Here is a 24,806-nt window from a genome sequence, read left to right on the forward strand (position 1 = left end):
TTAATTGAGACCCTTATAGAAGGATGTGATAGTCGATGAACGATAAAGACTTTCGAATTGCCGAGCTTAACAGCCAGACCGATGCCCTCGATGCCATTCGTAAGCTTGAGCAGCAGCTCAGCAATCAATACGGCTCTGATATAGCATTGATCGCATACGCTACCGATAACGAAGAAGAAAATAAATAACAGATTCGGTTTCGGTTCATACGTATCGTAAACTCAAAACTAATAAATAGAAACCAGACCACACGTAAATAACGTGTTAGTCTGGTTTTTATTTATATTGTACCTCTAATGCTCGTATTGTTTAATCATATATCGAAGCTTTTCTTGGATTTGTTCTCGGACTATTTGAGGACGCTTAACGTTTGCCTCCATGCCGAAGCCGAGAAATAAATGTACCGTCCACGGGGTAAACGATGTACTCATCTTCGTACGGATTGTGCCTGATCCGTCCTCATACATCTCGATACACTTGGACAACCATACGTCTGATTGACATCGCCTTACACCCTCCGGTGTTAAATCCACCTCAAGCTCCAACGCGTCACTCTCATCCATCCGCATGATCCACGACTGAATACGATCCTCGGTAGTATCCATTCGCATACTTTGATCCTCCTGGAGTGAAAACTTTTTCACACGATCCACTCGGAACACGCGATAATCTCCTGCCAGGAAGCAATATGCTTGGCAATACCATAAACCATTCATCGTATATATCCCAAGCGGTTGAATCATTCTTTCTTTCAGGGAGGCAGCTTCGTATACGATTGTGACGACGCACTGCTCCAGCGCAGCCTCGAGCAGCTCCTTCAAGAACTTAACCTCCAGCTCATGCGGAGGAACCCAAAATAAAAGACGATCCTGCATGCTCTCGATCCTTTGCTTGAGCTCACTCGAAAGGTAATGAAAAAATTTATGAAGCGCGCTGTCCACTTCATTTTTGAAAGGGAGAGATTTATAGTTCCGCAAAGATTGACAAGCAAAAAACAGAGCGATCGCTTCGTGTTCTGTGAAACTGATCGGCGGCAATACCTTCTCACGCAAAACGCGATAACCGCCTTTGGAGCCAGCCTCGGAATACAGCGGCACACCCAGCTCGCTCAGCTCCATCAAATCGCGAATCATCGTTCGCCGCGAAACGCCGCATTCGTCGGCTAGCTCCTGTATTGTGAACTTCTTGCGTTCGTTGACCAACATAATAAGCTTAATAAGTCGCTGCGCTTTGTGCATAGGCCGCTCCCTCCTCGAAATATATTTTATCAAAGAATAGTGCCATCAGATGGCACTATTATCACGTATGCTTATCTATGAAGTCAATGGACGATAAAAGCTATATAATCTTTTTTAGAGGTGATGAGACATGGCTGACACCATTGCAGGAAAATATAATCAGCAATTTTTCGAACAATTAACGACCCGCATTAAACGTGAGTATCCAGCATTCGAACCGGTTCGATTCATGGAGCTCATCTATGATGATCAATGGGAACAGAAAGCATTTAAACAGCGCGTCAGACATATCAGCGAGTCTTTGCGGCTGACACTGCCAAAGTCATATAGAGAAGCATTATCTGTCTTAATCTCTATCGCTCCTGAGTGTAGAGGAGTTGAATTTTTATGTTTTCCTGATTTTGTGGAGGCTTACGGGCTTGACGATTGGAATGTTTCTATTCAAGCACTAGAGCAGCTAACCCCTTATTCGAGTTCAGAGTTTGCCGTACGCCCGTTTATTGTTCAAGATCCGGAGAGAATGATGGGGCAAATGCTGAAATGGGCTGCTCATCCTGATCATCACGTCAGGCGGTTGGCTAGCGAAGGATGCCGTCCACGATTACCTTGGGCAATGGCCTTGGACATGTACAAGGAAGATCCTTCGCCAATTACGCCTGTGCTGGAATTACTAAAAAAGGATACTTCCGTCTATGTTCAAAAAAGTGTGGCCAACAATCTGAACGATATTTCCAAGGATCATCCCAAACTCGTCAAGCAGCTCGCTCGAGAATGGCATGGAGAGAGCTTGCAGACCAATTGGATTATTAAGCATGGGTGCCGCACTTTACTAAGACAAGGTGATCCAGACGCGCTTTCGTTATTTGGCTTTATCTTATCGCCGGATGTAACGGTTAGCGGTCTATCCTTTGACAAAGAGACACTGGCCATCGGCGAAAATCTTTTGTTTTCTTTTTCACTTCGCACAAATAGTTCCGAATTACAGCGGCTGCGTGTCGAATATGGAATCGAATTTGTTAAAGCGAACCGTACAACATCACGAAAGCTATTCAAAATAACAGAGAACAATTATGACAATATGGAGCGCTCATACACACGAACCCATAAATTCAAAGATCTAACGACGCGAAAGCATTATCCAGGAATGCATCGGCTCTCCATTATTATAAATGGGAAAGAGCTCGCAGCCTTCGATTTTGATCTAACCGCTGCAATAGAGTCCTTGCGATAGCTATTAACCAGATTATTAGCATTTGATTTTATTCCGACATATATTAAAGAGGTGAATTTTGGCTAAACTGTTAGGGTGTGATAGAATACAGATTCGTACCATCCATTTGTAATTCTGAGGAGGTCGTTTAGATATGGCAAGCCAAACCGGCGCCATCGTACAGCAATCCTTAAAAGCTTTAATGGGAGACACAAGCTTTTTGCCTAATTTACAGAACCAAGCTCGCGAACAAGCTTTTCTTTCGCTTGCCTCAATTCTCTCTACACCAAATAAAGTTCACAAAGCCTTTTTGCGTATTACAGTCGACAACGGCAATGTAGTACGTATTCCAGCCTATCGAATTCAGCATAATGACACACTGGGTCCTTACAAAGGCGGTATCCGATTCCACGAATCCGTGAGCGAGGAAGAGGTAACGAATCTCGCTGCGCTAATGACACTCAAAAACGCGTTACATGAAGTACCTTTCGGCGGTGGTAAAGGCGGAGTCATTATAAATCCACGTAACTATTCCACGAAGGAACTCTATACTATTTGCAAAAAATATGTACGATATTTCAGTGATATTCTAGGTCCGGACAAGGATATTCCTGCACCCGACATGGGGACAGGCGAACGGGAAATGGATTGGATGTTGGCAGAATATAAAAGCACACATCCCGGACAGCCCTATCTTGGCAGCTTCACCGGTAAAAGTATTATCAATGGGGGCTCGTTAGGACGCAAAGAAGCGACAGGCAAAGGTGTATATTTCACTTTCCGATATATGCTTCATAACTTTCTTCAGGAGCAAAACGAATTGCTTTCTAAAAGCACGAATCCATTCGCGCAAACTGCGCTAGCCCACATGAATCGTCCGCTTTCACTAGCTGTTCAGGGCTTCGGGAATGTCGGATCGGTAACTGCACTTGAAGCATACAAATGCTCGTTTTTGCAAAATAAAGTAGTCGCCGTCAGCGACCGTAACGTTACTCTCTACAATCCAGAGGGCTTGTCGATCCCTACGTTAATTGAATTTGCCGCTCAAAACCGGGGAGATTTGCCCACGACTGAAGCTGGGCTATCCGAGTTAGGAATTAAAGCCCAAATACTTGGGCGAGAGGATGTCCTTTATCTGGATGTCGATGTACTTATTCTTGCCGCGCTCGAGGAGCAAATCCATAAAAAAAATGTGGAGCAGGTTAAAGCTCAAATTATCGTCGAAGGAGCTAATGCTCCAGTAACCGGCGAAGCGGACGAAGCGCTCACTGCCAAAGGAACGATTATCATCCCCGATATATTAGCGAACGCCGGCGGTGTTATCGTCTCCTATTTTGAATGGCTGCAAGGTAGAGAAACGCAATTTTTCACTGAAGAGCAGGTTTACAAAATGCTTTACGACAAAATGCAAAAAACGTTGAATCTCATTTTGCCAGCCTTCTTCGGAGACCCGTTCCCGCTTCGCCAAAACTGCTACAACCATGCCGTTATGAAGCTTTCCACCGTTCTGTATAGACAAGGCAAACTATATTAAAAAAAGAAGAGGCTATTCGCTGAGCACCTTAAATTGCTCATCGAATAGCCTTTTTTTCGTGGAATCGCCTATACGTTTAATTTCTGCTGCAGCATAGCTGTCAGCTCCTCAGAAGTTTCCCATTCGAGAGGACGGATATGATCATTTTGAACGTACAGCTTCTCCGCCTCGCCGCGTTTCACCGTAAATATAACCGGAATGTTCAATCCAAGCGCGTAGCCAGCTGCAAAATAAACGTCCGGCGATTGATTGGATAAGTCCGCGATAATGAGTTTACTCTCAGCTATTTGCTTCAAGTCATATTTTTTACCATTATCCGTACCCGCATGATTAAACAAGTGTGGCAAATACCCACATTGCTCGATTTTCGGAAGTACCCTCTCCGACCATTCCGCACACCATTCATCGTCATCCGAAAGCAAGACAAAGCATGACTTCAGCTTTCTTCCGCCTGCTCTTGCCGCCGCTTCTCCCCAGCCCTTCTCTGTAAGCCTAAAGCTCACACCTTCTCTAACAATTGACTTCGCTTCTCGCAGCATTTCGATAATATAAACAAGCTCTTGTAAGTTAGGAGAATAGGTTAAATTATAGTTTTGAGAAAGCGGATGAATGCTCACTGGATCATCTGGTCCTTCAGAATGTCTGTACAAATATTGCAGCAAACGTTCTCCTTTTTCTTCAACTGTAGCTGGTATTCTCGGCGAGATTCCAATCGCCTCCAAATCATCTATCGACAAAACAACCTTCTCGTCACAATCTGTGAGCTCCCTTATATAAGCCGATATGTTTGGAAATAGCTGACGTTTCTTAATATAGGAGAACGCATTTGTTGGTTCATAATCGTCTCTCAAGAGACTATATGAGCCTCCAGGAGCGCAATAACAACTTATATACCTGTCGTGATCACCTACTGATTCAATTGACACGTATTCATCACAGAACAAACAGAGTTTCTTTGTCATAACCGTTCATCACCCCTATATAATCTTCGCATATCTCAGCTGTTATTAGGGGATAAATACGACGAAAGCTCTGTAGTAACTATTTCCAACAGTCGAAAATAATGCTGATACGCTGCTTACTACTCCTGCACATAACGGTTAATAACTTCGACAAGCAGGTCATTCAGCAGCTTCACTTCATATTCTCCAACTGCCGGCTCCAGGTGGCTCCCGCCAATTCCGCTGTCGTCAGTTAGAAACAAGTAAGTGCCTCCAGTTGCTGCCGCCATGAACCGCAGCAAATACTCTGTATCTATATCTACACCGCTTGAAGCAACAGGAATAATACGAATGCCTTTCTCTGCCGCATCCTGTATAAGCTGTTGAATCTCGTCTATAATTTGTTCTTCACCATGCGGAGGGGCATCCAAGACGAGAAACAGCAGCCTTGCCCTTGCTTCCTTACTCCACTTATGCTCGTGTATCGCGTTGCGCAGAGCTTGATCGACAGCCTCCGGGTAATCACCTCCGCCTCGTGCATCCTGCTCACTAAACTGATCGGTAATCGTATCGATATTTGTAATAAACGGATACGGCTTAACAATATAATCATCATACGTATCTCTATAAAAATTAGCGCTAAGGCGCATATCCAGCTTATTCGCGTGCTCGTTTGCAACGCGTTTTACGACATCCTTAAGCTCTGCTTCCAAATAATTCAACTCATCCTCCATGGAGCCTGTCGTATCAACAACGAACATAACGTCAACCTTATCTGACAGCGATTCCCCTTTTGCTAAATCAACCTTAACAGTGCCTTGCTGCGGAATATCGATTTGCTCTGTTGTTTTACTCATCTGCCCTGCTTGTACCTGCACCGTATACTTATTCTGATTTCGCACATCACGCTCGAACAGACCAGCGTATACGTAAGCTCTTCCTTCCGTATTCGTGCGTGCAGTCCATACATTCTGGGATCCATCCATGAGCTGCACTTTAGCATCGGACGTCGCATTTCCGTTTGCAGTCACGATTACCTCCAACCGATGAAAATTCCAAAATCCCCAAGCTTTCTTACTGCTATCGCCCTCTTGGCTATTGAGCAAATTTCCGAATCGTTCCCATGATGCAATATCGTCCCATTCGCCTGCCGTTAATTGGCCAGCCTGCACTTCTTTATCTGGAGACTCATAGCCGCGTTTACCACCCTTTTTCTCCTTAACTTGCGGCATAGGCTCCGTGCTTCTATCGTCTAATGATTTGCTGCTACTTTCTGTTTTATTACTAACCGAACGATCTTCTTCTTCACTAGATGGACTATTTGCTGAATCATTGCCGGTTCTGTTCTCACGACTAGCTGTGTTACTTGACGAGGAAGAACAAGCACTAAGCATGAGTATGATAGCGAGCAATAGAGCGATTATCCAGCTCCCGCTTCCTCCGAATCTTTTTCGAATTGACCCATTGAACGAATGACCGACCTTCATTCCTTCAGCCCCTTATATTTGTATTTGCTAATCTGACGTAGATCGGTTTACAATTGTTGCATGAAAGAGTCGTGTGAAATTGAAATGATTTACAGATAAAGCGTAGATATTTCGTTTGACTGCATTGGGCTTGATTGACGAGGAGGGCTATCAGCGTGGAAACATTTGAAATAATTTCTATTGAAATAACGTACCAGCAAGGCACAACGCAGCTTGCTTTCACTTCGGCAGAGCTTGTCCGTGTCACGGAATACGGCAGTCGGTTGTGGTATGTCGATATTAACGGCGTGGACGACCATAAGCTATTACAATGGTTTGGACAGAGCCAGAATATAGAGGTTCAGCTTACTGCTGCAGCAAGAAGTGGACAAACCTTCCGCGGCAAAGGCTATCTTCATCCAAACGAGCAGCACCAGGCTGCAGCAATTCGAGGCGACGACAAGCTTCAAGAACAGTAGTACATATACACATGCGAAAAGAGCTTGCGCCGTCCTTAGCGGTATAAGCTTGTTTTGCGGTAAAATATAAGAAAGGGCAGTTCACATAAGTCAACTTCATGACTTATGCGAACTGCCCTTTATCTATTAGTTACGGTGTGCAATTTCCGGAGTTGTCAGACGGTCGTAAAATTCTACGCCCTTATCTTTGTCAGCCGAATCGCGAAGCGCCATCGCGGAACGTGGATGCTCGTCCAATATTCCCGTGATCATATATGGAATGATATAACCCCATTCTTCCTTCTCACGAAGTGGGATCATAAACTTCTCGATCATATCCAGAACAGGTCGGATGTTGTACTTCGTATTTTGCAGCTCAGCTACAAGCAACTCCGTATTACAGTTTCCGGCAGCGCGACCCATTCCGTATACGGAGGAATCAAGCAGCTCGACGCCGTTCTCTGCGGCAATTAGTGTATTAGCGAAAGCAAGCTGCATATTGTTATGCGCATGAACGCCTAGACGTTTGTTCGGCAGATGTTTGCGGAATTTATCTACAAGATAGCTCAAATCATTCGGTTTCAAGCTGCCATAGGAGTCAACGATGTACACAACATCTACTATACTATCATTGATCAGAGAGAAAGCATCAATAAGTTGATTTTCCATAACGTTGGAAAGCGCCATAATATTGATTGTTGTCTCATAACCGCGATCGTGGAATACTTTAACAAGCTCCAACGCTTTATCTACATCTTGGATGTAACAAGCAACACGGATAAGATCAATCAAGCTCTCACTGCGAGGGAGTATGTCGTTCTCATCTACACGGCCGATATCAACAAGTGCTGAAAGCTTCGTATTGCCTTTGTGCGGAATTACTTTTTTCAAGAAATCATCGTCCAGAAAACGCCATGGACCTGCGCTTTCAGCGCCTTTCAACAGCTTAGGAGAGTTTTTATAGCCGATTTCCATATAATCGACGCCGGCTTCGTTCAGGCTAGCATACAGATGCTGAACAAATTCGACACTAAAATCCCAATTATTTACGAGTCCGCCATCACGAATCGTGCAATCAACAATTTTACAATGACTTGTTTTTGAGTTCATGCGCTAATACTCCTTTGATTGTGAACATGAGTTCTTTTTTCTCATCATACTTGAAAAGGATAAGGAACGCAAAATAATTTTGTCGTATTATGGCTAATTTAGAAGCGCCTCAGCCTCTTCCGATAGGCCTGCGAGGAACTTCTCTATCTCCGGAATATCCGTTTTTTGACCGTCCTTGTACATATAAAGCTGATCATCGGATAAAGCTAGCAGCTCCAAGAAATGAGCCGATAGTTGCCCTATTACCGAATCTGGCGACTCCTTGATCGTTTTCTTATAGCTTGCCTTCACCTCGTCTAAAAGCTTGTAGGTTTCATAATCATAAATGAGCGTATTATAAGAACCATTTATATACATTTCTATATAACGAGTCAAATATAAACTCTGAACAACCTCACGTTCCGGGGATTCTTTATATTCTTGTACGAAAGCTTCCGCCAAAAGCGCCCGCTCAGCTAGCTCATCCCAAGTAATAATTAATCCGCCATCGCTAGCTGTAGGCTCATCTGATTCGACAGCGCTTAACGAGATGAAATCATTCATTTGCTTGGAGACATAGTCTTTATAACGCTTCTGAAAGCTGTAATCAACAACTGGGAATATTGACCCTTCAACCATTTCAAGCTTGTAGCCTCCTTCGTAGGCTGTCCGCACAAGCTCTTTTACCCCTTCATCCTTGATGGTTTCAGCTGTGTCTTTGGTTATTGGCCATACTTCCTTAAGCAATACCGCCTGAACGCTCTGCGAAAAGAAAGCGCCCTGCTTCGCCTCCATATTTGCCGCGTAATACGTATGCAGCTCTCGAAGCATCATATCTGCTGTCCCCTGATCAGCCTCATTGATATGCCCATTAAGAAAGCTGACAATATCCACAGCATCGGCAGCAGACTCTAATACAGCCTTGAATTGTACGAGCAGTTCTTTCTGGGTATCCTTTTCCCCATCTGTTTCAGCAGCGTTTGTAGCTTCTGTTTGTGTTGTTGGTGTGTCTGTAATTTCCGGCTTGATTCCCTCATTATTACTGCAACCAGCCAAAGCAATGAGTGTGATCATTGAAAATAAAGCCGCCCGTTTTGTCCATTTGTTTTTCTTAGTATGACCATTTATTTGCATAATTCATTCCACTCCTTTGTCAACATTATCGCTATTACAATTGTTGCTCTCCTGTTATAGACGAGACATAAGCCGAAAATGTTCACATTAAAAAAACCGCCTTCTCGTTTACACGTGAAAAACGGTTTCCATAACTCCTAAATACTACTACTTAACGAGCGACTGCGGCTCTTGACCAAAATGTCCAGAACGATTCATTTTTGTTTGCAAATACTTCTCATTGTAGACGGAAGAATTGCCCCATAACGGAACTCTCGTCGCAACGTTCAAGCCAGCGGTCTTCATAGCCTCTACTTTGCGTGGATTGTTCGTAATAATTGATACAGGCAAAACGCGCAGTAGCTTTAATACGGCAATAGCTTCGTCATAATTACGCGCATCATCCGCAAAGCCGAGCTCGGTATTTGCATCCACGGTATCCATTCCATCCTCTTGCAATAAATAAGCGATTGCTTTGCTAAAAAGGCCGATTCCACGTCCTTCATGATTAGCCAAATAGAATAAAGCGCCTGTACCGTGTGCTGTAATCATCCGCATAGATTGCTTCAATTGAAAACCGCAATCACAACGTTCACTTCCAAAAATATCACCCGTATGACATATACTATGCATGCGAATCAGCGCATCTTCATTATTCTTAAAATCGCCGTATACGAGCACACTGGATTGCTGCATGTCTGCATAGGAGAAACGATTTAAGTCATTGACAAGCTCGTCAACCGATTGTTCTTCCCCCGCCTCCTTGCGCAGCCAGCTATACCAGTGGAACATTTTCGTTTCACCGTCTACATCGACAGGCAGATTAATAGGCCCGACAACATAAATGTCACCCTCTCCGCTTTCGATTCGTTTTATTTTTTCCTTCAATAGTGCTGAAATATTTGATTTTATCATCCTGTTCACCTGCTTTAGTTATATGAAATATTAAAATTGCAGCGATAAATAGCTAAGTGTACCAAACTCGTAGCTGCGATGAATGACTTTAGGTGCTTCCACAGCGTTGCCACTGCCCATTGCTATATATAAAGGTACAAAATGTTCGGCACGGGGTACTGCCATTTTAGCATGCGGCGCAAGTTTTTCATATTGGAAGAGAGATTTTAAATCCTGAACGTTCATTTTATCTACTAACCATTGGTCAAACTCAATAGCCCAACTCTCCGGCTCCTTCTGTCCCCATTTAACCGCGCGTAAATTATGAACCGTTACGCCGCTTCCAATCAGCAATATATTCAGTGAGCTTAAACTGCGCAATGCCTCGCCTATTCGGTACTGCTCCTCCACGGATCGGTATGGATTAACGGACACTTGCACTACGGGAACATCCGCCTTCGGAAACATATGCTTCAGCATTGTCCAAGAGCCATGGTCTAGTCCGCGTACTGTATCAAATGCAGTCGGTATTCCCTTATCGTTCAAGAGCTTTCCTACTAGAGCAGCAATCTTCGTCGACCCTTTTGCCGGATATTTCTGCTTATAAAGCTCATCAGGAAAACCATAAAAATCATAAATCGTTTCATATTCATCGTCCTTCGATGAAATGGTTACTTCTTCTGTTTCCCAATGCGCTGTAAATATAACGATCGCATCCGGCTGCAGCTTAGCACCCGTTTGTCGAAGAAATTGACTATATTCATTTTGCTCAACAGCCAGCATTGGTGAGCCGTGTGCTAAAAATAATGGATTCAAACGTTATACCTCCTTTTATTCACTTACTATTTGTAACTAATTATACTTTTATCACTTAGCATAGTCAAGTTATTAACATTACTGAGGTTTGCTTGTATAAATAAGTTATTGAGGTTATAATTGAAGGAATCTAAAAGAGGTGATATGCATGGAACAGCAAAACCTTTGTCCCCGTTTCCAGAAGGGAATGGATCTTATTAGCAAACGTTGGACCGGCTTAATCATATATCAATTATTAGCTGGACCGCAGCGTTTCAGTGCTGTACAGTCCGCATTGCCAATTAGCGGCAGACTATTATCGGAGCGCTTCAAGGAGCTAGAGAGTGAAGGTATCGTCGATAGACTGGTTTATCCGGAAATACCCGTTCTCATTGAATACTCATTAACGGAAAAAGGCCGCGCGCTTGAGCCGATTATTCGCGAAATTCAAGTTTGGTCTCAGGATTGGATAGCGCCAGTAACTGAATATGATATAAACTAATTCCACTCAAACAAACCAAGCCGTCTACGGTTTGGTTTGTCTAAAGGTTTACAAACGGTGAAAACCGTTTTAAAATATAGGAACAAACAAAAAAACGCTGAATTTTTCAATTGAAAAAGCGGGGGAACCAACGCGAATCTGTATTGTTACATTCGCAAGGGGTGAATCCGGGGACTTGTAACCCTGGTAGGGCATTCTCTCTAGCCCGAATCCGACAGCTAACCTCGTAAGCGGAAAGAGGAGAGGTTTATTTATGTTTTGTCAGTCTTCTAATCAAGCACCATTTTTCGCTGAACAGTCCCCTTCGTTAACGGTTTCTCGTATTGAGTTGTTCGTAATTCCCGCTCTCGCAATCGATTCCGCAGGATTTCGCGTGTGCCTTCGTTTAACAAGCAGCCAGGGTTATGGCTGGAGTGAGCTCTTTGTAAATGACAATGAGGATATGCTTGATTTGGATCGCTGTAGCGATCTGCTTGTTTCTTTCATTGGCAGCATCGATCTCTCTACTTTGAACGATTACCATTATGACAAGAATGATCAAGACGGTCGAATATTTGAATGTTTTACAGATGCGGTCAATCATATTGTCGCTCTATCCACCGATTCAGCTCAATTCATTAATGAGTCAGAGGAATTTGTTTTGAGACAGCGGGCTGTTCATTATGTATCTTTGAATTGACTGAAGATTTCGTCAAAATGACCACTCAGGTCCTTTGGTTCATGCTGAACCAAAGTCGTCCCGAGTGGTTTTTTTGGTGGCGTTCTTTACGGCAAAAGCAATCGTTGAAGCTATACTTGGACAGCACTCTCTCTTACATGGTGAGTAGCCAGCATCATGTTACGTAACGATGCAACAGTCTCTTCCATTCCTCTTGTCTTCAAGCCGCAGTCTGGGTTGATCCAGAAGAGGGCAGGATCGAGCACCTTAAGCGCGCGGTTAATCATGCTAACCATCTCTTCAACGGACGGTACGCGTGGGCTATGAATGTCGTATACGCCTAGTCCAATGCCTTGATCATACGTATTCTCCTCGAAGCTGTGAATTAATTCACCATGGCTGCGAGATGTTTCAATGGAGATAACGTCCGCATCAAGCGCTAAAATCGAATCGATAATGTCATGGAATTCGCAATAGCACATATGTGTATGAATTTGCGTTGTATCACGAACATCAGCTGTTGAAAGGCGAAATGCATGTACCCCCCATTTCAAGTAGGCGTCCCACTCACTGCGTTTAAGCGGCAGTCCTTCACGTAATGCCGGTTCATCGACTTGAATCATCTCGATACCCGCTGCTTCAAGCGCTTTTACTTCCTCAGACAAGGCCAGTGCAATTTGATAAGCTACTTGTTCGCGTGTCATGTCGTTACGAGGGAATGACCAGTTCAAAATCGTAATTGGTCCAGTCAGCATCCCTTTTACCGGCTTTGTTGTTAACGATTGCGCATACACGCTTTCCGTTACAGTCATTGGCTCTTTGAATACAACATCTCCGTAAATAACCGGAGGCTTCACGCAGCGTGATCCGTATGACTGTACCCAGCCGCTCTGCGTAAACGCGAACCCACCCAGCTTTTCCCCAAAAAATTCCACCATATCTGTACGTTCAAACTCACCGTGAACAAGGACATCGATGTTAAGCTCTTCTTGAATCTCAATCCAATGCTTAATTTTTTCGTTTATAAAGGAAGTGTAATCAGCTGAGCTTAGCTCGTTCTTTCTCCACTTCTGCCTTGCTTGACGAACATCCAGCGTTTGTGGAAAGCTGCCGATTGTCGTCGTCGGCAGAAATGGCAGCTGCCATTTTTGCTGCTGAAGCTTCTGTCTTACAGCGAAAGGCTTCTGCCTAGCAGAAGGATGCGCCGCGATCGCCTTTGCATCTACCGCTTTGCTATTGCGCGCTGGAGATGCTGACAAGTTGTGAATTATTTCTTTGTTCTGTTTCAGTACCTCAGCAAATGAGTTTGAAGCTGCAGCATTGACAGAATAAGCAGCAGCGCTCAGCCATACGATTTCATCCAACTTTTCTTCGGCAAATGCGAGCGCATCTCTTAATTCTGAAGGCAAGTTCGTTTCGTTTTTTGCTGAAACCGGAACATGAAGCAGGCTCGTTGACGATTGGATAATGAGGCGTTCTTTCGGTACGTATGAAGAAATTTTCTCAATCAATGCCAGCTTTTGCTCATAGTCCGAATGCCAAATGTTACGTCCGTCTACAAGACCGACTGCAAGCAGCTTATCTTGTGGGTAACCAAATTTCTCAAGAGCACTCAGGTTTGTTTCTAGGCCATGTACAAAATCAAGTCCGATCGCTTGAACGGGCAGTGATACAACAGCTTCATAATGCTCCACTGCATCAAAATAAGTTTGCAATATCAGCTTAAGACTAGGAGCTGCTGCATTAAGCTGCTTGTAGATTGATTTTACAAGCTTGATCTCATCCTCTGAAATAGATGTTACGAGAATTGGCTCATCGATTTGCACCCACTGCACACCTGCTTGCTCCAATTCTTGCAACATTTGAGCGTACAACGGTATGAATTGCTCTATCCATTCAGGCAGTTGCTTCGCATCATACCCTTTGGAAAGTTTAAGGAAAGTATATAGTCCAATGATGACCGGTTTACCTTCAATTCCTAGCTTTTGTTTCGCTTCAAGATACGCTGCAAGCGGGCGGTTCTCCGTCAAGACAGGTGTAGCTCCACTGAGTTCAGGAACAATATAGTGGTAGTTGGTATTAAACCATTTGGTCATTTCACAGGCTTGCGCCTCCTTAGATCCTCTAGCCATGGCATAGTAGGTTTTAATAGGAACAGGTCCTCCGGCATATTCAAACCGAGACGGGACAAGCCCAAACATTGTTGACGTATCAAGCATTTGATCATATAGCGTGAAGTCATTAACAGGAATTATAGAAATCCCTTTGTCCTTCTGCAGCTGAAGATTGTTCAACCGAATACCCTCCAGCGTTTCAAGAAATACAGCTTCCTCCAAATCCCCTTTCCAAAAAGACTCAAGCGCTTTTTTCCATTCACGATTTTCCCCAATTCGCGGATATCCAAGCACACTGCTTGTTAATTTATTCATTTATAATTCCTCCTAGATTGTTTTTGTAAAATGTAAAAAATTCTACGGTAGCCTAAGGCTGGTTTTGCGAAGCAAACTTGCTTTGTTTGCGGCGCTGACTGACTTGGAGTGCATACGCTTTGTTTTCCTAGCGGAATGACATTGAGTGCATACGCTTTGTTTTCATAGCGAAATTTGCATCGAATTGGATAATACGAAAATGCAAAAAGGGCGTCGTCACCTTATTAAGAAGCAAGGTAAAGACGCCCGTCGTTTAATAGAACCGCGGTCTTGTCTTAACACCTCCCTATCTCCCGTAGGTAAAAGCAGTGTCGTTCAAATAGGCAGGTCTCCTGGCTCCAGCATTATCATCTATAGCTTACCTTCCCAATCTAGTTACAGATCAGTGGTTTACACGCTAAAACTCCGCTGTTACAGTGGCGGGACCGCGCCGGCGTTACACCGGACTTCCCTTTTAAGCTCAAGTTTTTGGCAAGAGCACCTATTTCCACATTATTTAGTTTGTTGATCGCTATCGTCTAGCAATACGAATAACTATACACTCGATCTAATAAATATACAATACTTTGTATATAAGCGTTTCTTATAAATAGAATGATAAAATCTAATTAAGACTATGCCTATTGATTATCCTACTACTTGGAATCAAACATAGCTTCCGTTGTCCCTCTGTTATCATGAATCGCCGAATATGAGAATATTCACTAAATAAATACTTCTATATCCACTAAGTACTTCTATATCCACTAACTTATGCGCTAAAGCCCCGCCCCCGTAGTTTCATTTTTTGCATTTAGTCGATGCCGAAAAAGGATGAACAGCGATTTAGTGTCAGAGAATGAACTTAGTTGCTGGGTTCACTCGATGTGCGGTCTCTTTTCGGTCCTTTAGGTGCAATTTCTGAAACTAACTCGTCTCAAATTCCATTAAACCGCTCATTAGTTTCAGAATATGAATTTAATTTCACTTTTTTTCACCTTATCTCCAAGCCGCTAGTTGCTGCATCGTGATTTCACATCAACAAATAAGAGAATAGTCGTCGAATCTTTTAGCCAAAAATGAAAATAAGCTGCCCCACTCGCAGCCAAAGCTACGTTAGGACAGCTATTCAGATACAACAAGCTACACCTATCTATCTAACTATCTATCTGTCTGTCTGTCTGTCTGTCTGTCTGTCTGTCTGTCTGTCTGTCTGTCTGTCTATCTAACTAACTAACTATCTGTCTATCTATCTAACAATCTATCTAACTAGCCAACCGCCATCAACGGCCAAAATATGTCCGTTCATATAATCCGACGCGCTCGAAGCTAGAAATACTGCTGGCCCTATCAAATCCTCAGATGTACCCCAACGGCCTGCTGGAATACGCTGCAATATTTGCGCGCTGCGCACTGGATCCTCGCGAAGCGCCTCCGTATTATCAGTACTCATATAACCTGGAGCAATCGCATTTACTTGCAGTCCCTTACTTGCCCACTCACTCGCGAGTGCCTTTGTAAGTCCCGCAACCGCATGCTTGCTGGAGGTATAACCCGGAACGTTAATACCGCCTTGAAAAGTCAGCATTGACGCTACATTTATAATTTTACCTGAGCCCTGCTCAATCATATGCTTACCAGCAAGCTGACAAAGTACAAATACTGAATTCAAGTTGACATCCAGCACATCCTGCCAATCCCCATAGCTATGTTCAGCAGCCGGTGTCCGGCGAATAATACCCGCGTTGTTCACCAAAATATCAATGCGTCCCAGTTCATCAACTGTGCGCTCAATAATGCCTGCAAGCTTGGTGCGATCTGAAATATCCGCCTGAATTGTAATGGCCTTTCGTCCGAGTGCCCGAACGGCATCTGCTGTTTTGTCAGCCGGAGTTTGGTTTGTTACTAACGCCACATCAGCGCCTGCCTGTGCCAGTCCAATTGCAATCGCTTCGCCAAGACCGCGACCTGCTCCTGTAACGACAGCCACTTTCCCTGTCAAGTCAAACAAACTCATGATTTCACACCTTTCCATTATTCCGTTTCGCTTGATCAGAAAGCTCCGCCTTCATCATACGGATCCCCTGTGCCTCGTATTTCGCCTCTACCTCACAATCTATACCATCATCCGTTATGATATAGTCAATTTCATTAAGTTCGGCAAACGTGATCAATGCGCCTTTATCGAATTTATTGTGATCAGCTAAGCAATAGACTGTTTTTGCGTTTTCCATGTACAGCTTCTTAAGCTTCGTCAATTCCTCGGTAAAAATAGTAAGACCGTACTCCAAATGTATGCCTGTCGTAGATAGAAACAGCTTATGGACATTCAGACGACTAATCCATTCCTGTGATTCGGCGCCAATCAGCAAATTATTATGACGATATCCTCCAGGAATTACGAGTCTAACTTGATCCTTCGCTATCAGTTCACGAATAATGAGCAGGTCATTCGTAAGTACAGTTACCGGTATGTTAGGCAGCCGCTTCGCCATCTCAAGCGTAGTACTGCCCGCATCTAGCGCTATAATATCGTTAGGTTCAATACAGGTCAAAGCAAGTGAAGCTATCGCCTTTTTTTCCTGCTGATGCTTACTGTTTGGGAATTGCAATGGAAAGAGACTGTCCTCACCGCTTTGCTCAGGTACCGCGCCGCCATGCGTACGCTTGAGAAGCCCCTTTTCCTCGAGCTTCTCTAAATCCTCACGAACCGTCTTTTCTGTAACCTGGAACTGCTCACTTAGCTCGGATACTTTGACAGCACCGAGCTGTTCTAATTTCTCAATAATTATACGATGCCTTTCAGCAGCAAGCATGAAGCACCTCCTGTCGCGAATAATTCTATTTTAGCTCGCTCGCAGGCACTGCGTCCATGTCTGTAAACGTATAGTTCTCTCCTGCCATTGACCAGCAGAATGTATAATTACTAGTGCCAACACCTGAGTGAATCGACCAAGGCGGTGAAATAATAGCTTGCTCGTTCGCAACTACAAGATGTCTAGTTTCCGATGGCTCACCCATCATATGAAATACGCGCGCATCATCATTCATGTCAAAATAGAGGTAAGCCTCCATCCGGCGATCATGTACGTGAGAAGGCATTGTATTCCAAACACTGCCTGTCTTAAGACTTGTCACACCGAGCATAAGCTGACAGCTTTGGATGCCGTCCGCATGAATGTATTTGTACAAAATCCGCTCATTTGATGTTTCTTGTGAACCAAGATGAGTAGGGTTTGCTTCCTCCATCGTCATTTTGCGCGTAGCGATTACCGCATGCGCAAGTGCAGAACAGAAATATAGCTTCGCTGGATTAGCCTTGTCAACACTGGACAATAGAACCTGACGCTTTCCTTTGCCAACATACAGTACATCAAGTTTATTTAATTCATAGACTTCACCATCAACGGAAATTGATGCAGGACCGCCAATATTTAAGAAAGCAACCTCGCGGCGCTCCAGAAAATATTCAGTCTTCAAAGTAGCCGCATCTTCAAGCTCAAGTGCTTCGTTCACAGGAACCGCGCCGCCGACAATCATACGGTCATAATGTGTATAAGTCATCTTGATTTGATCTTGTTCGAACAGGCTTTCAATTAGAAACTCACTGCGCAAACGATCTGTTGTATATTGCTTTACATCTGTTGGGTTAGTTGTGTGACGTACTTCCATGGGGGTAAAACCTCCTAATATGTTTGTTTTAGTTCGTTTATAATAATAACACACATTTACGAACGAAAACAGAACATTTTTAAGCATCACCAATTGAAAAAGCAATTCTACATTAAAAAAGGGTTAGTTGGCGTTTCTATCCGTCACCGTTTTCTCTACTGATAGCACACTTGCTCCCCTCATATGTCCCCCATCATTTTGGCCGATAAATCTTTTCGGCTATCTATTTAAGCTCAAAACAGAAGTCAGCCGCGCATAAATAGCGAGAAAAGCTTACTGTTCATTTGTTTATCGTATTTGACTGTATTTTATACAAGCAAACCAACATCAAAACGACGTAAATTGACTCAGCCTATATTTCATACAGGCTAATCGTCCGTTTCGCAAGCAAAATGCTCCTAACTAGCTATTTGATTGTATCTATTACATTCGAACATATAGGAACAAGGAATATCAGGTATTTGAATGGATAAAATACATTCAAATACCTGATATTCCTTTACGTTTCTTTATACAAAACGATGGTAACTCTCACTGTCCTGCCAGTTCTATCCTACCCTGCCCTACCAAATCAGCCACAACAAATCACGTTACACCACGTCCGAATAGCGTTTTAAGTAACTAAGCTCAGGTTTTGGGGTGTTAGCTAGAGACTCATAAAAACTTATCGAGACTTATCCAGCCTCTTTTAGTGGAAAAATCCCTCTGAATATTGCATAATAGTTTTGGTAACATCCTAAAAATGGAAGTGGGGATGAGATTGGGACAAAGTGGTGGAATTTCGGTAGGCTTGAAAGGATCTTCTATTGTTTTACTTGTTGCTAATTTACAGGATTCAATTCGTTACTATGAGAGAATAGGCTTCACCGAAGAAATTATTGGTGGTCATATACATATGAACCATGGAGCCGTCACATTTATTCTACACGAGGCTAAACAAATAAGTGATGTCCGACCTAGCTCTTCTGTTGATGGTGGGCTGTATTTTGATGCGTTCTGTTATACCCAACCAGAGGAATTGAAACAACTTTATGAGGTATTCCTGTCTAAAGGTGTTGAAATCGTAAATGGGCCTAATTGGTCTGAAGGGTGGAGTGAAATGACCATCCGCGATAATAATGGTTACCGCATTGCTTTTGGCGCTTAAAGACATTCCAATTGAAGTAACCTACACATTCAAAAAAATAATAAAATAAACAATACAATAAGCCCAACGTATAAACTAAATAATACGAAAGAGCTGTCCCCTAAAGGATAGAGCCTAATGGAACAATCCCAAAATAAAAAAACTTCCAAAACCACAATTAAACTGGTCTTGGAGGTTTTTTATTACTTGATTGTTTATTATAAGGGACATGCCCTCTATCAGGTGAATTAGCCGCAAATTCTGAAACTAATTCGTCTCTACTACCACAATTACGGTCATTAGTTTCACAATGTGAACCTAATATAACATCACATCCAAGTCGCTGATGAATATGATTGGTGATATTCTATACAAACGGGACGGGTTGAGCATCCAGTTACTATCGTTCTATTTCAAGCAAGGTTACGTAATCGGCGGTTTGAATGGATTTTGTCCATTCAAACAACTGATACTTCTATTTTCCTATGTGTTTGAATGGAAAAGATACAACCAAATTGGTAGTTATAAGCCCTTTATCTTTTGAATGGACGATTAGCTTGGATGAAATACAGTCTGAGTCAAAAAACGTCGGTTAAAGTAGATTTGACTGGATGAAATACAATCAAATCCGACAAATGAAAATTAAACACAATCTGATAACCGCTGGTTTCAGTTTTGAGCTTCTGTAGCATTAACCAACCTTCTTTAAGTCAACCAATATTTCAATTTATTTTTCGATTTAATAAAAGAAGTCGGTTCGATGATTTTTTGGAGGAATACGTACAGTAGAAAAATGTTTAAAATAATGACTTTACCTTCTCCCGAATTCATTAATATTTCCGAAATCGCAATAACGAGTGAGATCATAAGCATGGCCCAGTATTCGAAACTAGATCGAACGACTTCAACCCACTTTTTACGGCTGGTAGCCTGCAAAGCCAAAGATCTTATAATAATCCCCATCCATAATAAGTGAATGACTGATATGGTGAATATACCATCCCCTTTTAAATTTAATGCCACTAATTGACTCATAAAATCCTCAATCGATATGTCCATTAACATGAGAAAAACAAAACACCCATACAAAATAGGCAGCATAATTAGCCATAAAACAGGAGAGGTTACTCGTCTTATAAGTCCGTGGTATATTCCATAACAAATAGTAAGCAGTACCATAGGACCAAAAATAAAGAGCATCTGAAATTGTGCGTTGATTAGCAGAATAGGTCCAACGGATGCAGCGACTAAACAAATTATCCAAACAAGCATCTCTTTTAATAAGTGGATTTTCCAAGAGGAGGAATTATCCATTCTGAACACCTACAATCCTGTTCATAATTTGCTGAAAAAGTGCCCATTCCTTCCTAAAATGCGATAATGCTTTTTTACCTATTTTTGTAATCCTATAATATTTTCTGCGAGGTCCCTCATGTGATTCCTGCCAATAGCTTTCTACAAGCCCCTGTGATTCCAATCTTTTTAATGCCGGATAAAGAGTTCCCTCTTTAAATTGAAGAAATCCTTCTGAATCTTGATCGATTTTTTGATCTAGTTCATACCCATACATTGCTTTATCATAACACTTATTTCTTCTTCTTCATCTTGCCCTCTGCTCGTTCTATATTTTCAGCTATTCTAAATTTAACGATCCTGCTAATTAATTTATATGGAATTGGCTTATCTATAGGAAATTGTACGGATCCTTTTGCCCCTTTATATTCCGATAATTCATCTTTAAACTCTTCAATTCCACTAGCTGATGGATAAAACCCTATGTGATTTTTATAAGCAGCGAAATGCACCAGATTACCATGTAAAGCAAAGGTAGGCATTTGATAACTTATCTTTTCATCTGCCCCTGGTGCTGACTCCTGTATAACTTTTCTTAATGTTTGAAGTATTTCCTGAACCTCTGGAGGAAATTTTGAAATATAATCATCAATTGATTCAAATATAATTTTGTTGCCTTCCATGATTTCTCCTTTCATAAACCATCCTAGTCTAATAAATATACTTTCTCTCCGATATGAATCTGTCCCGTCTTCCTAACGGAAGCATACACACCGAATTGTAAATTCATCTCTTCATTTACTTTCTTCAATAGAGAAGAATCCCGCTCAAGTGTTTCAGGGTCAATTGTAATCATAGAGCAGCGTTCACAATACGTATCAACTTGTAATTCCGCACTGCCTACTGACAATATTTTTCCTATCCAATTCTGTTCGTGGAATGCGTTCTCTTCTACTGACACAACTAGGTTCGCTCTAAAGCGACGTGGATCTAAATCCTTCCCCCAAAGCTCTTCAAGCCGGCGTATTGTACGATCCGTAATTATTAAAATACTGCTAGCATCAACAGCCATAAGCTCAGAGTTTTCCATGCTATAGCTCATCATAACCATCTTTTTTTTCGAATGTGTTTGAATTTCAGCCAATAAATCTTCATTCCAGTTAAAAACTCGTCCATCCGGTGAAGCTACACTTACTGCTCCCAAATCATTCTCGAAATCCTCGTCCTCAAGTTTTGCCCTATAAGCAAGCATTTTCGGGATACTTCTAGCAGTAAAAAAGCTATCCCATCCTTCCTTTGTTTCATCTATAAAAGCATGAATTCGGTCGCCATATAAACCATAGCTCTCTACTTTGCATCTATCCAAACTCTCACCTGCAAAAGATTTTACAGGATAACGATTAATTTCCTTGATCTTACCAATTAACGTCAAAATGACTTCCCCTTTATCAATTCATTCGTAATAAGCAAGTACTATCCCCATTATAATCCATATCAGTCTCTTTTCACATGACTGCTCAAGCTCACTAAATGGATTGTTGCATTTTTATTCTCTTAGTTGTATAATTATTCAATACTTTAAATAAGCGGGTGATTAGATATGCTTCAGACAGAAACTAATGTAACGAACGGCTTACTGGCAGCAGCGGACAAATCGATTTTATTTACCGCCAAGCGTCCTGACATCGTGATGGAACGCGGTACAGGGATGTATCTGTGGGATACGGAAGGAAAAAAGTATTTGGATTTTGTAGGCGGATGGGCAGTTAATGGTTTGGGGCATTCCCCCGCTGTACTTCAACAAGCATTGTCAAACCAAGCATCTACTCTAGTTCACGCGAGCCCAGCCTACTATAATAAGCCACAAATTCAATTCGCTGAGCTGTTAACGAGTGTCAGCGGCATGGATAAAGTGTTTTTTGCCAGCAGCGGAGCAGAAGCAAACGAAAGCGCCATTAAGCTGGCAAGAAAGCATGGCAAGGTTAATATGAACGGAGCTTATGAAATCATCACGCTCACCAATAGCTTTCATGGACGTACGCTGGCTACTATGTCGGCAACAGGAAAAGCGCATTGGGAGAGCTTATTTACTCCTAAGATAGACGGCTTCAAGCATGTACCGATCAATGATCTTGATGCTTGCTTTGCGGCTGTTACGAATAATACCTGTGCTATTATGCTTGAGCTTGTACAAGGAGAAGGCGGAGTAAACGCGGTTGATGAAGCCTACTTATTCGCACTTCGCAAAATATGCGATATGTACGGTATGCTCCTTATTTTCGATGAAATTCAGACTGGCATCGGCAGAACGGGCAAGCTATTCGCTTACGAGCATTATGGAATAAAACCGGACGTTTTGACGCTCGGAAAAGGAATTGGAGGCGGCTTCCCGTTATCCGCCATGCTGACGATTGACAAATATGATTTATTTGATCCTGGGGATCAGGGCGGAACCTACGGGGGACAACCGCTTGCGATGGCGGCAGGCTATGCAGTACTTCAAGAGGTATTGCACAAAAACCTAGCAGACAATGCGGAGCAGCAAGGCAATTATTTAAAGAAAGGGCTTCAAGAGCTCTCATGCGATTATAAGATTACCAATATACGCGGTAAAGGCTTGCTGCTAGCATTCGATGTTGCCGATGGAATGGGAAGTGAGCTTGTCATGATGAGCTTACAGGAAGGCTTGCTCATTAACTCCCCGAATCCGTCTACCATCAGATTAATGCCCCCGCTGATCGTAACAAAGGAAGAAGTCGATCAAATGCTAGTCCTCTTGCGTCGTGTATTCGATCAAGCAGCAACGATGCGGAGTTCTAAACTTTAATTAATAGGTCTGCTGCCCAACTGGCCCCTCTTAAAATAAGTGCCCGGTAGGCAGCAACATGAAATGACTGACGTTATACGTAGCATAACGCCTTATACACTGCGAAAAACGTTCAGCAGTCACCGTCAACCTAACGGTGCTGCAGAACGTTACTTATACGCTAGAAACCGAAGTATGCCTTCGCGTTTCGATAGGAAATATTTTGAACCATGTCCCCTAGCAGCTCCATATCATGAGGCGCCTCACCGTTCTCTACCCATTCCCCTAGTAAATTACAGAGCAGTCGTCTGAAATATTCATGTCTGGTATAGGATAAGAAGCTGCGTGAATCCGTCAGCATGCCGACAAATCGGCTAAGTAAACCAAGGTTCGCGAGCGCGTTCATTTGATCGAGCATTCCTTTTTTCGTATCGTTAAACCACCATGCTGAGCCCAGCTGTATTTTGCCCGGAATACCTCCGCCTTGAAAGCTGCCGATAATTGAACCGAGCACATCATTATCTTTTGCGTTGAGTGAGTACACAATCGTTTTCGGCAGCGCATTATCCATATCAAGTGCATCAAGAAGCTTAACAAGCGGGTACGCGACAGAGCTGTCATTAATGGAGTCGAAGCCTGTATCTGGACCTAGCATTTCAACCATACGCGTACTGTTGTTTCTCGCTGCATTAATATGGAATTGCATGACCCAGCCACGCTCCGCATACAAGCGTCCCAAGAAAAGCAGCGTATATGTTTTATATTTCTTCTCTTCCTCTAAGCTGACTGATTCACCGTTTCGTGCTTTTGCGAATATAACAGCCGCTTCATCCTTAGTCGTTTCCGCATAGGCAACATAATCAAGAGCATGATCAGACACCTTGCAGCCAACGTCGTGGAAGAACTGCACTCGATCTGCTAGAGCATCGAGCATTTTATCATAATTATCTATTGTTATGGAAGCTGCAGCCCCAAGCTTGTTAACCCAATCTTGAAAAGTCGAGCGATTGATTTCAAGCGCTTTATCTGGACGGAATGAAGGCAATACTTGCACATCGAAGTCTTCTAACCCTTTGATTGCAATATGATACTCTAGTGAGTCGATGGGATCATCCGTCGTACAAATCACTTCAACTTTAGACATTTTGATCAAATCACGAGCTTTGAAGCTGCCTTCATTAAGTTTAGCGTTAACCTGCTCCCATATCGCCTTCGCATTCTTCTCATTGATGAGCTCATTCACTCCAAAAAATCTGCGAAGCTCCAAATGTGACCATTGATAGAGCGGATTTCCAATCGTCTGCGGCACCGTCTGCGCCCATGCCTCGAACCGTTCGTAATCGGTAACTCCCTCGCCGCCGGTTACAAGTTGTTCCTCCACACCGTTTGCGCGCATAGCCCGCCATTTATAATGATCACCGTAAAGCCAAGCTTCCGTAATATTCGCGAAGCTTGTGTTTTCATAAATTTGCTGCGGACTTAGATGGCAATGGTAATCTATAATCGGCATGTCCTTAGCAAAATCATGATAAAGCCTCACAGCAGTTTCATTTGATAACAAAAAATTGTCATCCATAAACGGCTTCATATATACACCCTCCAT

The 24,806-nt window shown here is 42.8% G+C and carries 24 protein-coding genes and 2 riboswitches; of the genes, 8 read left to right on the forward strand and 16 right to left on the reverse strand.

What is annotated here, in order from left to right:
* Window positions 1-35 precede the first annotated feature (35 nt).
* Window positions 36-188: a hypothetical protein gene (locus tag AC0YN7_RS18915; RefSeq protein WP_475811575.1), complete on the forward strand. Its 153-nt coding sequence runs from the start codon at window positions 36-38 to the stop codon at window positions 186-188.
* 105 nt (window positions 189-293) lie between these two features.
* On the opposite strand, the gene AC0YN7_RS18920 is transcribed toward AC0YN7_RS18915, so the two are convergent.
* The gene (locus tag AC0YN7_RS18920; RefSeq protein ID WP_475811576.1) at window positions 294-1,238 is read right to left on the reverse strand and encodes a helix-turn-helix transcriptional regulator; all 945 of its coding nucleotides are present in this window, start codon (window positions 1,236-1,238) and stop codon (window positions 294-296) included.
* Window positions 1,239-1,368: 130 nt separating this feature from the next.
* Between AC0YN7_RS18920 and AC0YN7_RS18925 the strand changes: the two genes are divergently transcribed.
* Together AC0YN7_RS18925 and AC0YN7_RS18930 are read left to right on the forward strand one after the other, a co-directional pair.
* Complete coding sequence (locus AC0YN7_RS18925) at window positions 1,369-2,469, forward strand: DNA alkylation repair protein (RefSeq protein ID WP_475811577.1); 1,101 nt, start codon at window positions 1,369-1,371, stop codon at window positions 2,467-2,469.
* Window positions 2,470-2,602: 133 nt separating this feature from the next.
* Window positions 2,603-3,982 (forward strand): Glu/Leu/Phe/Val family dehydrogenase, encoded by a 1,380-nt coding sequence (locus tag AC0YN7_RS18930; RefSeq protein WP_475811578.1) that lies wholly within the window; start codon window positions 2,603-2,605, stop codon window positions 3,980-3,982.
* A gap of 68 nt (window positions 3,983-4,050) precedes the next feature.
* Here AC0YN7_RS18930 and AC0YN7_RS18935 read toward each other — a convergent pair whose 3' ends face one another.
* Window positions 4,051-4,833, reverse strand: a complete 783-nt coding sequence (locus AC0YN7_RS18935; protein WP_475811579.1) for a hypothetical protein — start codon at window positions 4,831-4,833, stop codon at window positions 4,051-4,053.
* A 230-nt stretch (window positions 4,834-5,063) separates the two neighbouring features.
* Window positions 5,064-6,410, reverse strand: a complete 1,347-nt coding sequence (locus AC0YN7_RS18940; RefSeq protein WP_475811580.1) for a vWA domain-containing protein — start codon at window positions 6,408-6,410, stop codon at window positions 5,064-5,066.
* Window positions 6,411-6,565: 155 nt separating this feature from the next.
* Here AC0YN7_RS18940 and AC0YN7_RS18945 point away from each other — a divergent pair, with 155 nt between their 5' ends.
* On the forward strand, window positions 6,566-6,868 hold the full coding sequence (locus AC0YN7_RS18945) for a hypothetical protein (protein ID WP_475811581.1): 303 nt from the start codon (window positions 6,566-6,568) through the stop codon (window positions 6,866-6,868).
* Between the two features lie 126 nt (window positions 6,869-6,994).
* Here AC0YN7_RS18945 and AC0YN7_RS18950 read toward each other — a convergent pair whose 3' ends face one another.
* The 4 genes from AC0YN7_RS18950 to AC0YN7_RS18965 all read right to left on the reverse strand — a co-directional run bounded on the left by AC0YN7_RS18950 (window position 6,995) and on the right by AC0YN7_RS18965 (window position 10,759).
* A complete protein-coding gene (locus tag AC0YN7_RS18950) occupies window positions 6,995-7,957 on the reverse strand; it encodes an aldolase catalytic domain-containing protein (protein ID WP_475811582.1) in 963 nt (320 codons plus the stop codon).
* A 93-nt stretch (window positions 7,958-8,050) separates the two neighbouring features.
* Window positions 8,051-9,070: a hypothetical protein gene (locus tag AC0YN7_RS18955; RefSeq protein WP_475811583.1), complete on the reverse strand. Its 1,020-nt coding sequence runs from the start codon at window positions 9,068-9,070 to the stop codon at window positions 8,051-8,053.
* A gap of 147 nt (window positions 9,071-9,217) precedes the next feature.
* Entirely contained in the window at window positions 9,218-9,964 is a 747-nt protein-coding gene (locus AC0YN7_RS18960) for a GTP cyclohydrolase II (protein ID WP_475811584.1), read from the reverse strand.
* A gap of 30 nt (window positions 9,965-9,994) precedes the next feature.
* Window positions 9,995-10,759, reverse strand: a complete 765-nt coding sequence (locus AC0YN7_RS18965) for a DODA-type extradiol aromatic ring-opening family dioxygenase (RefSeq protein WP_475811585.1) — start codon at window positions 10,757-10,759, stop codon at window positions 9,995-9,997.
* 148 nt (window positions 10,760-10,907) lie between these two features.
* Here AC0YN7_RS18965 and AC0YN7_RS18970 point away from each other — a divergent pair, with 148 nt between their 5' ends.
* Both AC0YN7_RS18970 and AC0YN7_RS18975 read left to right on the forward strand, forming a co-directional pair.
* A complete protein-coding gene (locus tag AC0YN7_RS18970) occupies window positions 10,908-11,240 on the forward strand; it encodes a winged helix-turn-helix transcriptional regulator (RefSeq protein WP_475811586.1) in 333 nt (110 codons plus the stop codon).
* Window positions 11,241-11,325: 85 nt separating this feature from the next.
* Window positions 11,326-11,488: riboswitch (cyclic di-AMP (ydaO/yuaA leader) on the forward strand.
* Between the two features lie 5 nt (window positions 11,489-11,493).
* Window positions 11,494-11,919, forward strand: a complete 426-nt coding sequence (locus tag AC0YN7_RS18975) for a hypothetical protein (protein WP_475811587.1) — start codon at window positions 11,494-11,496, stop codon at window positions 11,917-11,919.
* Between the two features lie 110 nt (window positions 11,920-12,029).
* Here AC0YN7_RS18975 and metE read toward each other — a convergent pair whose 3' ends face one another.
* From metE to kduI, 4 genes are all read right to left on the reverse strand, one after another.
* The gene (metE, locus tag AC0YN7_RS18980) at window positions 12,030-14,327 is read right to left on the reverse strand and encodes a 5-methyltetrahydropteroyltriglutamate--homocysteine S-methyltransferase (protein WP_475811588.1); all 2,298 of its coding nucleotides are present in this window, start codon (window positions 14,325-14,327) and stop codon (window positions 12,030-12,032) included.
* Window positions 14,328-14,632: 305 nt separating this feature from the next.
* A riboswitch (cobalamin riboswitch) is annotated at window positions 14,633-14,827 on the reverse strand.
* A gap of 740 nt (window positions 14,828-15,567) precedes the next feature.
* The gene (kduD, locus tag AC0YN7_RS18985) at window positions 15,568-16,323 is read right to left on the reverse strand and encodes a 2-dehydro-3-deoxy-D-gluconate 5-dehydrogenase KduD (protein ID WP_475811589.1); all 756 of its coding nucleotides are present in this window, start codon (window positions 16,321-16,323) and stop codon (window positions 15,568-15,570) included.
* 4 nt (window positions 16,324-16,327) lie between these two features.
* Window positions 16,328-17,122 (reverse strand): DeoR/GlpR family DNA-binding transcription regulator, encoded by a 795-nt coding sequence (locus AC0YN7_RS18990; RefSeq protein WP_475811590.1) that lies wholly within the window; start codon window positions 17,120-17,122, stop codon window positions 16,328-16,330.
* Between the two features lie 25 nt (window positions 17,123-17,147).
* A complete protein-coding gene (kduI, locus tag AC0YN7_RS18995; RefSeq protein ID WP_475811591.1) occupies window positions 17,148-17,978 on the reverse strand; it encodes a 5-dehydro-4-deoxy-D-glucuronate isomerase in 831 nt (276 codons plus the stop codon).
* A 754-nt stretch (window positions 17,979-18,732) separates the two neighbouring features.
* Between kduI and AC0YN7_RS19000 the strand changes: the two genes are divergently transcribed.
* Window positions 18,733-19,125, forward strand: a complete 393-nt coding sequence (locus AC0YN7_RS19000; protein WP_475811592.1) for a VOC family protein — start codon at window positions 18,733-18,735, stop codon at window positions 19,123-19,125.
* A gap of 684 nt (window positions 19,126-19,809) precedes the next feature.
* Here AC0YN7_RS19000 and AC0YN7_RS19005 read toward each other — a convergent pair.
* From AC0YN7_RS19005 to AC0YN7_RS19020, 4 genes are all read right to left on the reverse strand, one after another.
* Complete coding sequence (locus AC0YN7_RS19005; RefSeq protein ID WP_475811593.1) at window positions 19,810-20,139, reverse strand: hypothetical protein; 330 nt, start codon at window positions 20,137-20,139, stop codon at window positions 19,810-19,812.
* Window positions 20,140-20,410: 271 nt separating this feature from the next.
* Window positions 20,411-20,674 (reverse strand): PadR family transcriptional regulator, encoded by a 264-nt coding sequence (locus tag AC0YN7_RS19010; protein ID WP_475811594.1) that lies wholly within the window; start codon window positions 20,672-20,674, stop codon window positions 20,411-20,413.
* 16 nt (window positions 20,675-20,690) lie between these two features.
* Entirely contained in the window at window positions 20,691-21,080 is a 390-nt protein-coding gene (locus tag AC0YN7_RS19015) for an iron chaperone (RefSeq protein WP_475811671.1), read from the reverse strand.
* Window positions 21,081-21,103: 23 nt separating this feature from the next.
* Window positions 21,104-21,829 (reverse strand): MOSC domain-containing protein, encoded by a 726-nt coding sequence (locus tag AC0YN7_RS19020; RefSeq protein ID WP_475811595.1) that lies wholly within the window; start codon window positions 21,827-21,829, stop codon window positions 21,104-21,106.
* 168 nt (window positions 21,830-21,997) lie between these two features.
* On the opposite strand from AC0YN7_RS19020, the gene AC0YN7_RS19025 reads away from it, so the two are divergent.
* Window positions 21,998-23,224, forward strand: coding sequence for an aspartate aminotransferase family protein (locus tag AC0YN7_RS19025; protein ID WP_475811596.1), 1,227 nt, complete (start codon window positions 21,998-22,000; stop codon window positions 23,222-23,224).
* A 160-nt stretch (window positions 23,225-23,384) separates the two neighbouring features.
* On the opposite strand, the gene uxaC is transcribed toward AC0YN7_RS19025, so the two are convergent.
* Window positions 23,385-24,791 (reverse strand): glucuronate isomerase, encoded by a 1,407-nt coding sequence (uxaC, locus tag AC0YN7_RS19030; RefSeq protein ID WP_475811597.1) that lies wholly within the window; start codon window positions 24,789-24,791, stop codon window positions 23,385-23,387.
* Between the last annotated feature and the right edge of the window lie 15 nt (window positions 24,792-24,806).

Source organism: Paenibacillus sp. J31R122 (genome assembly GCF_056269185.1).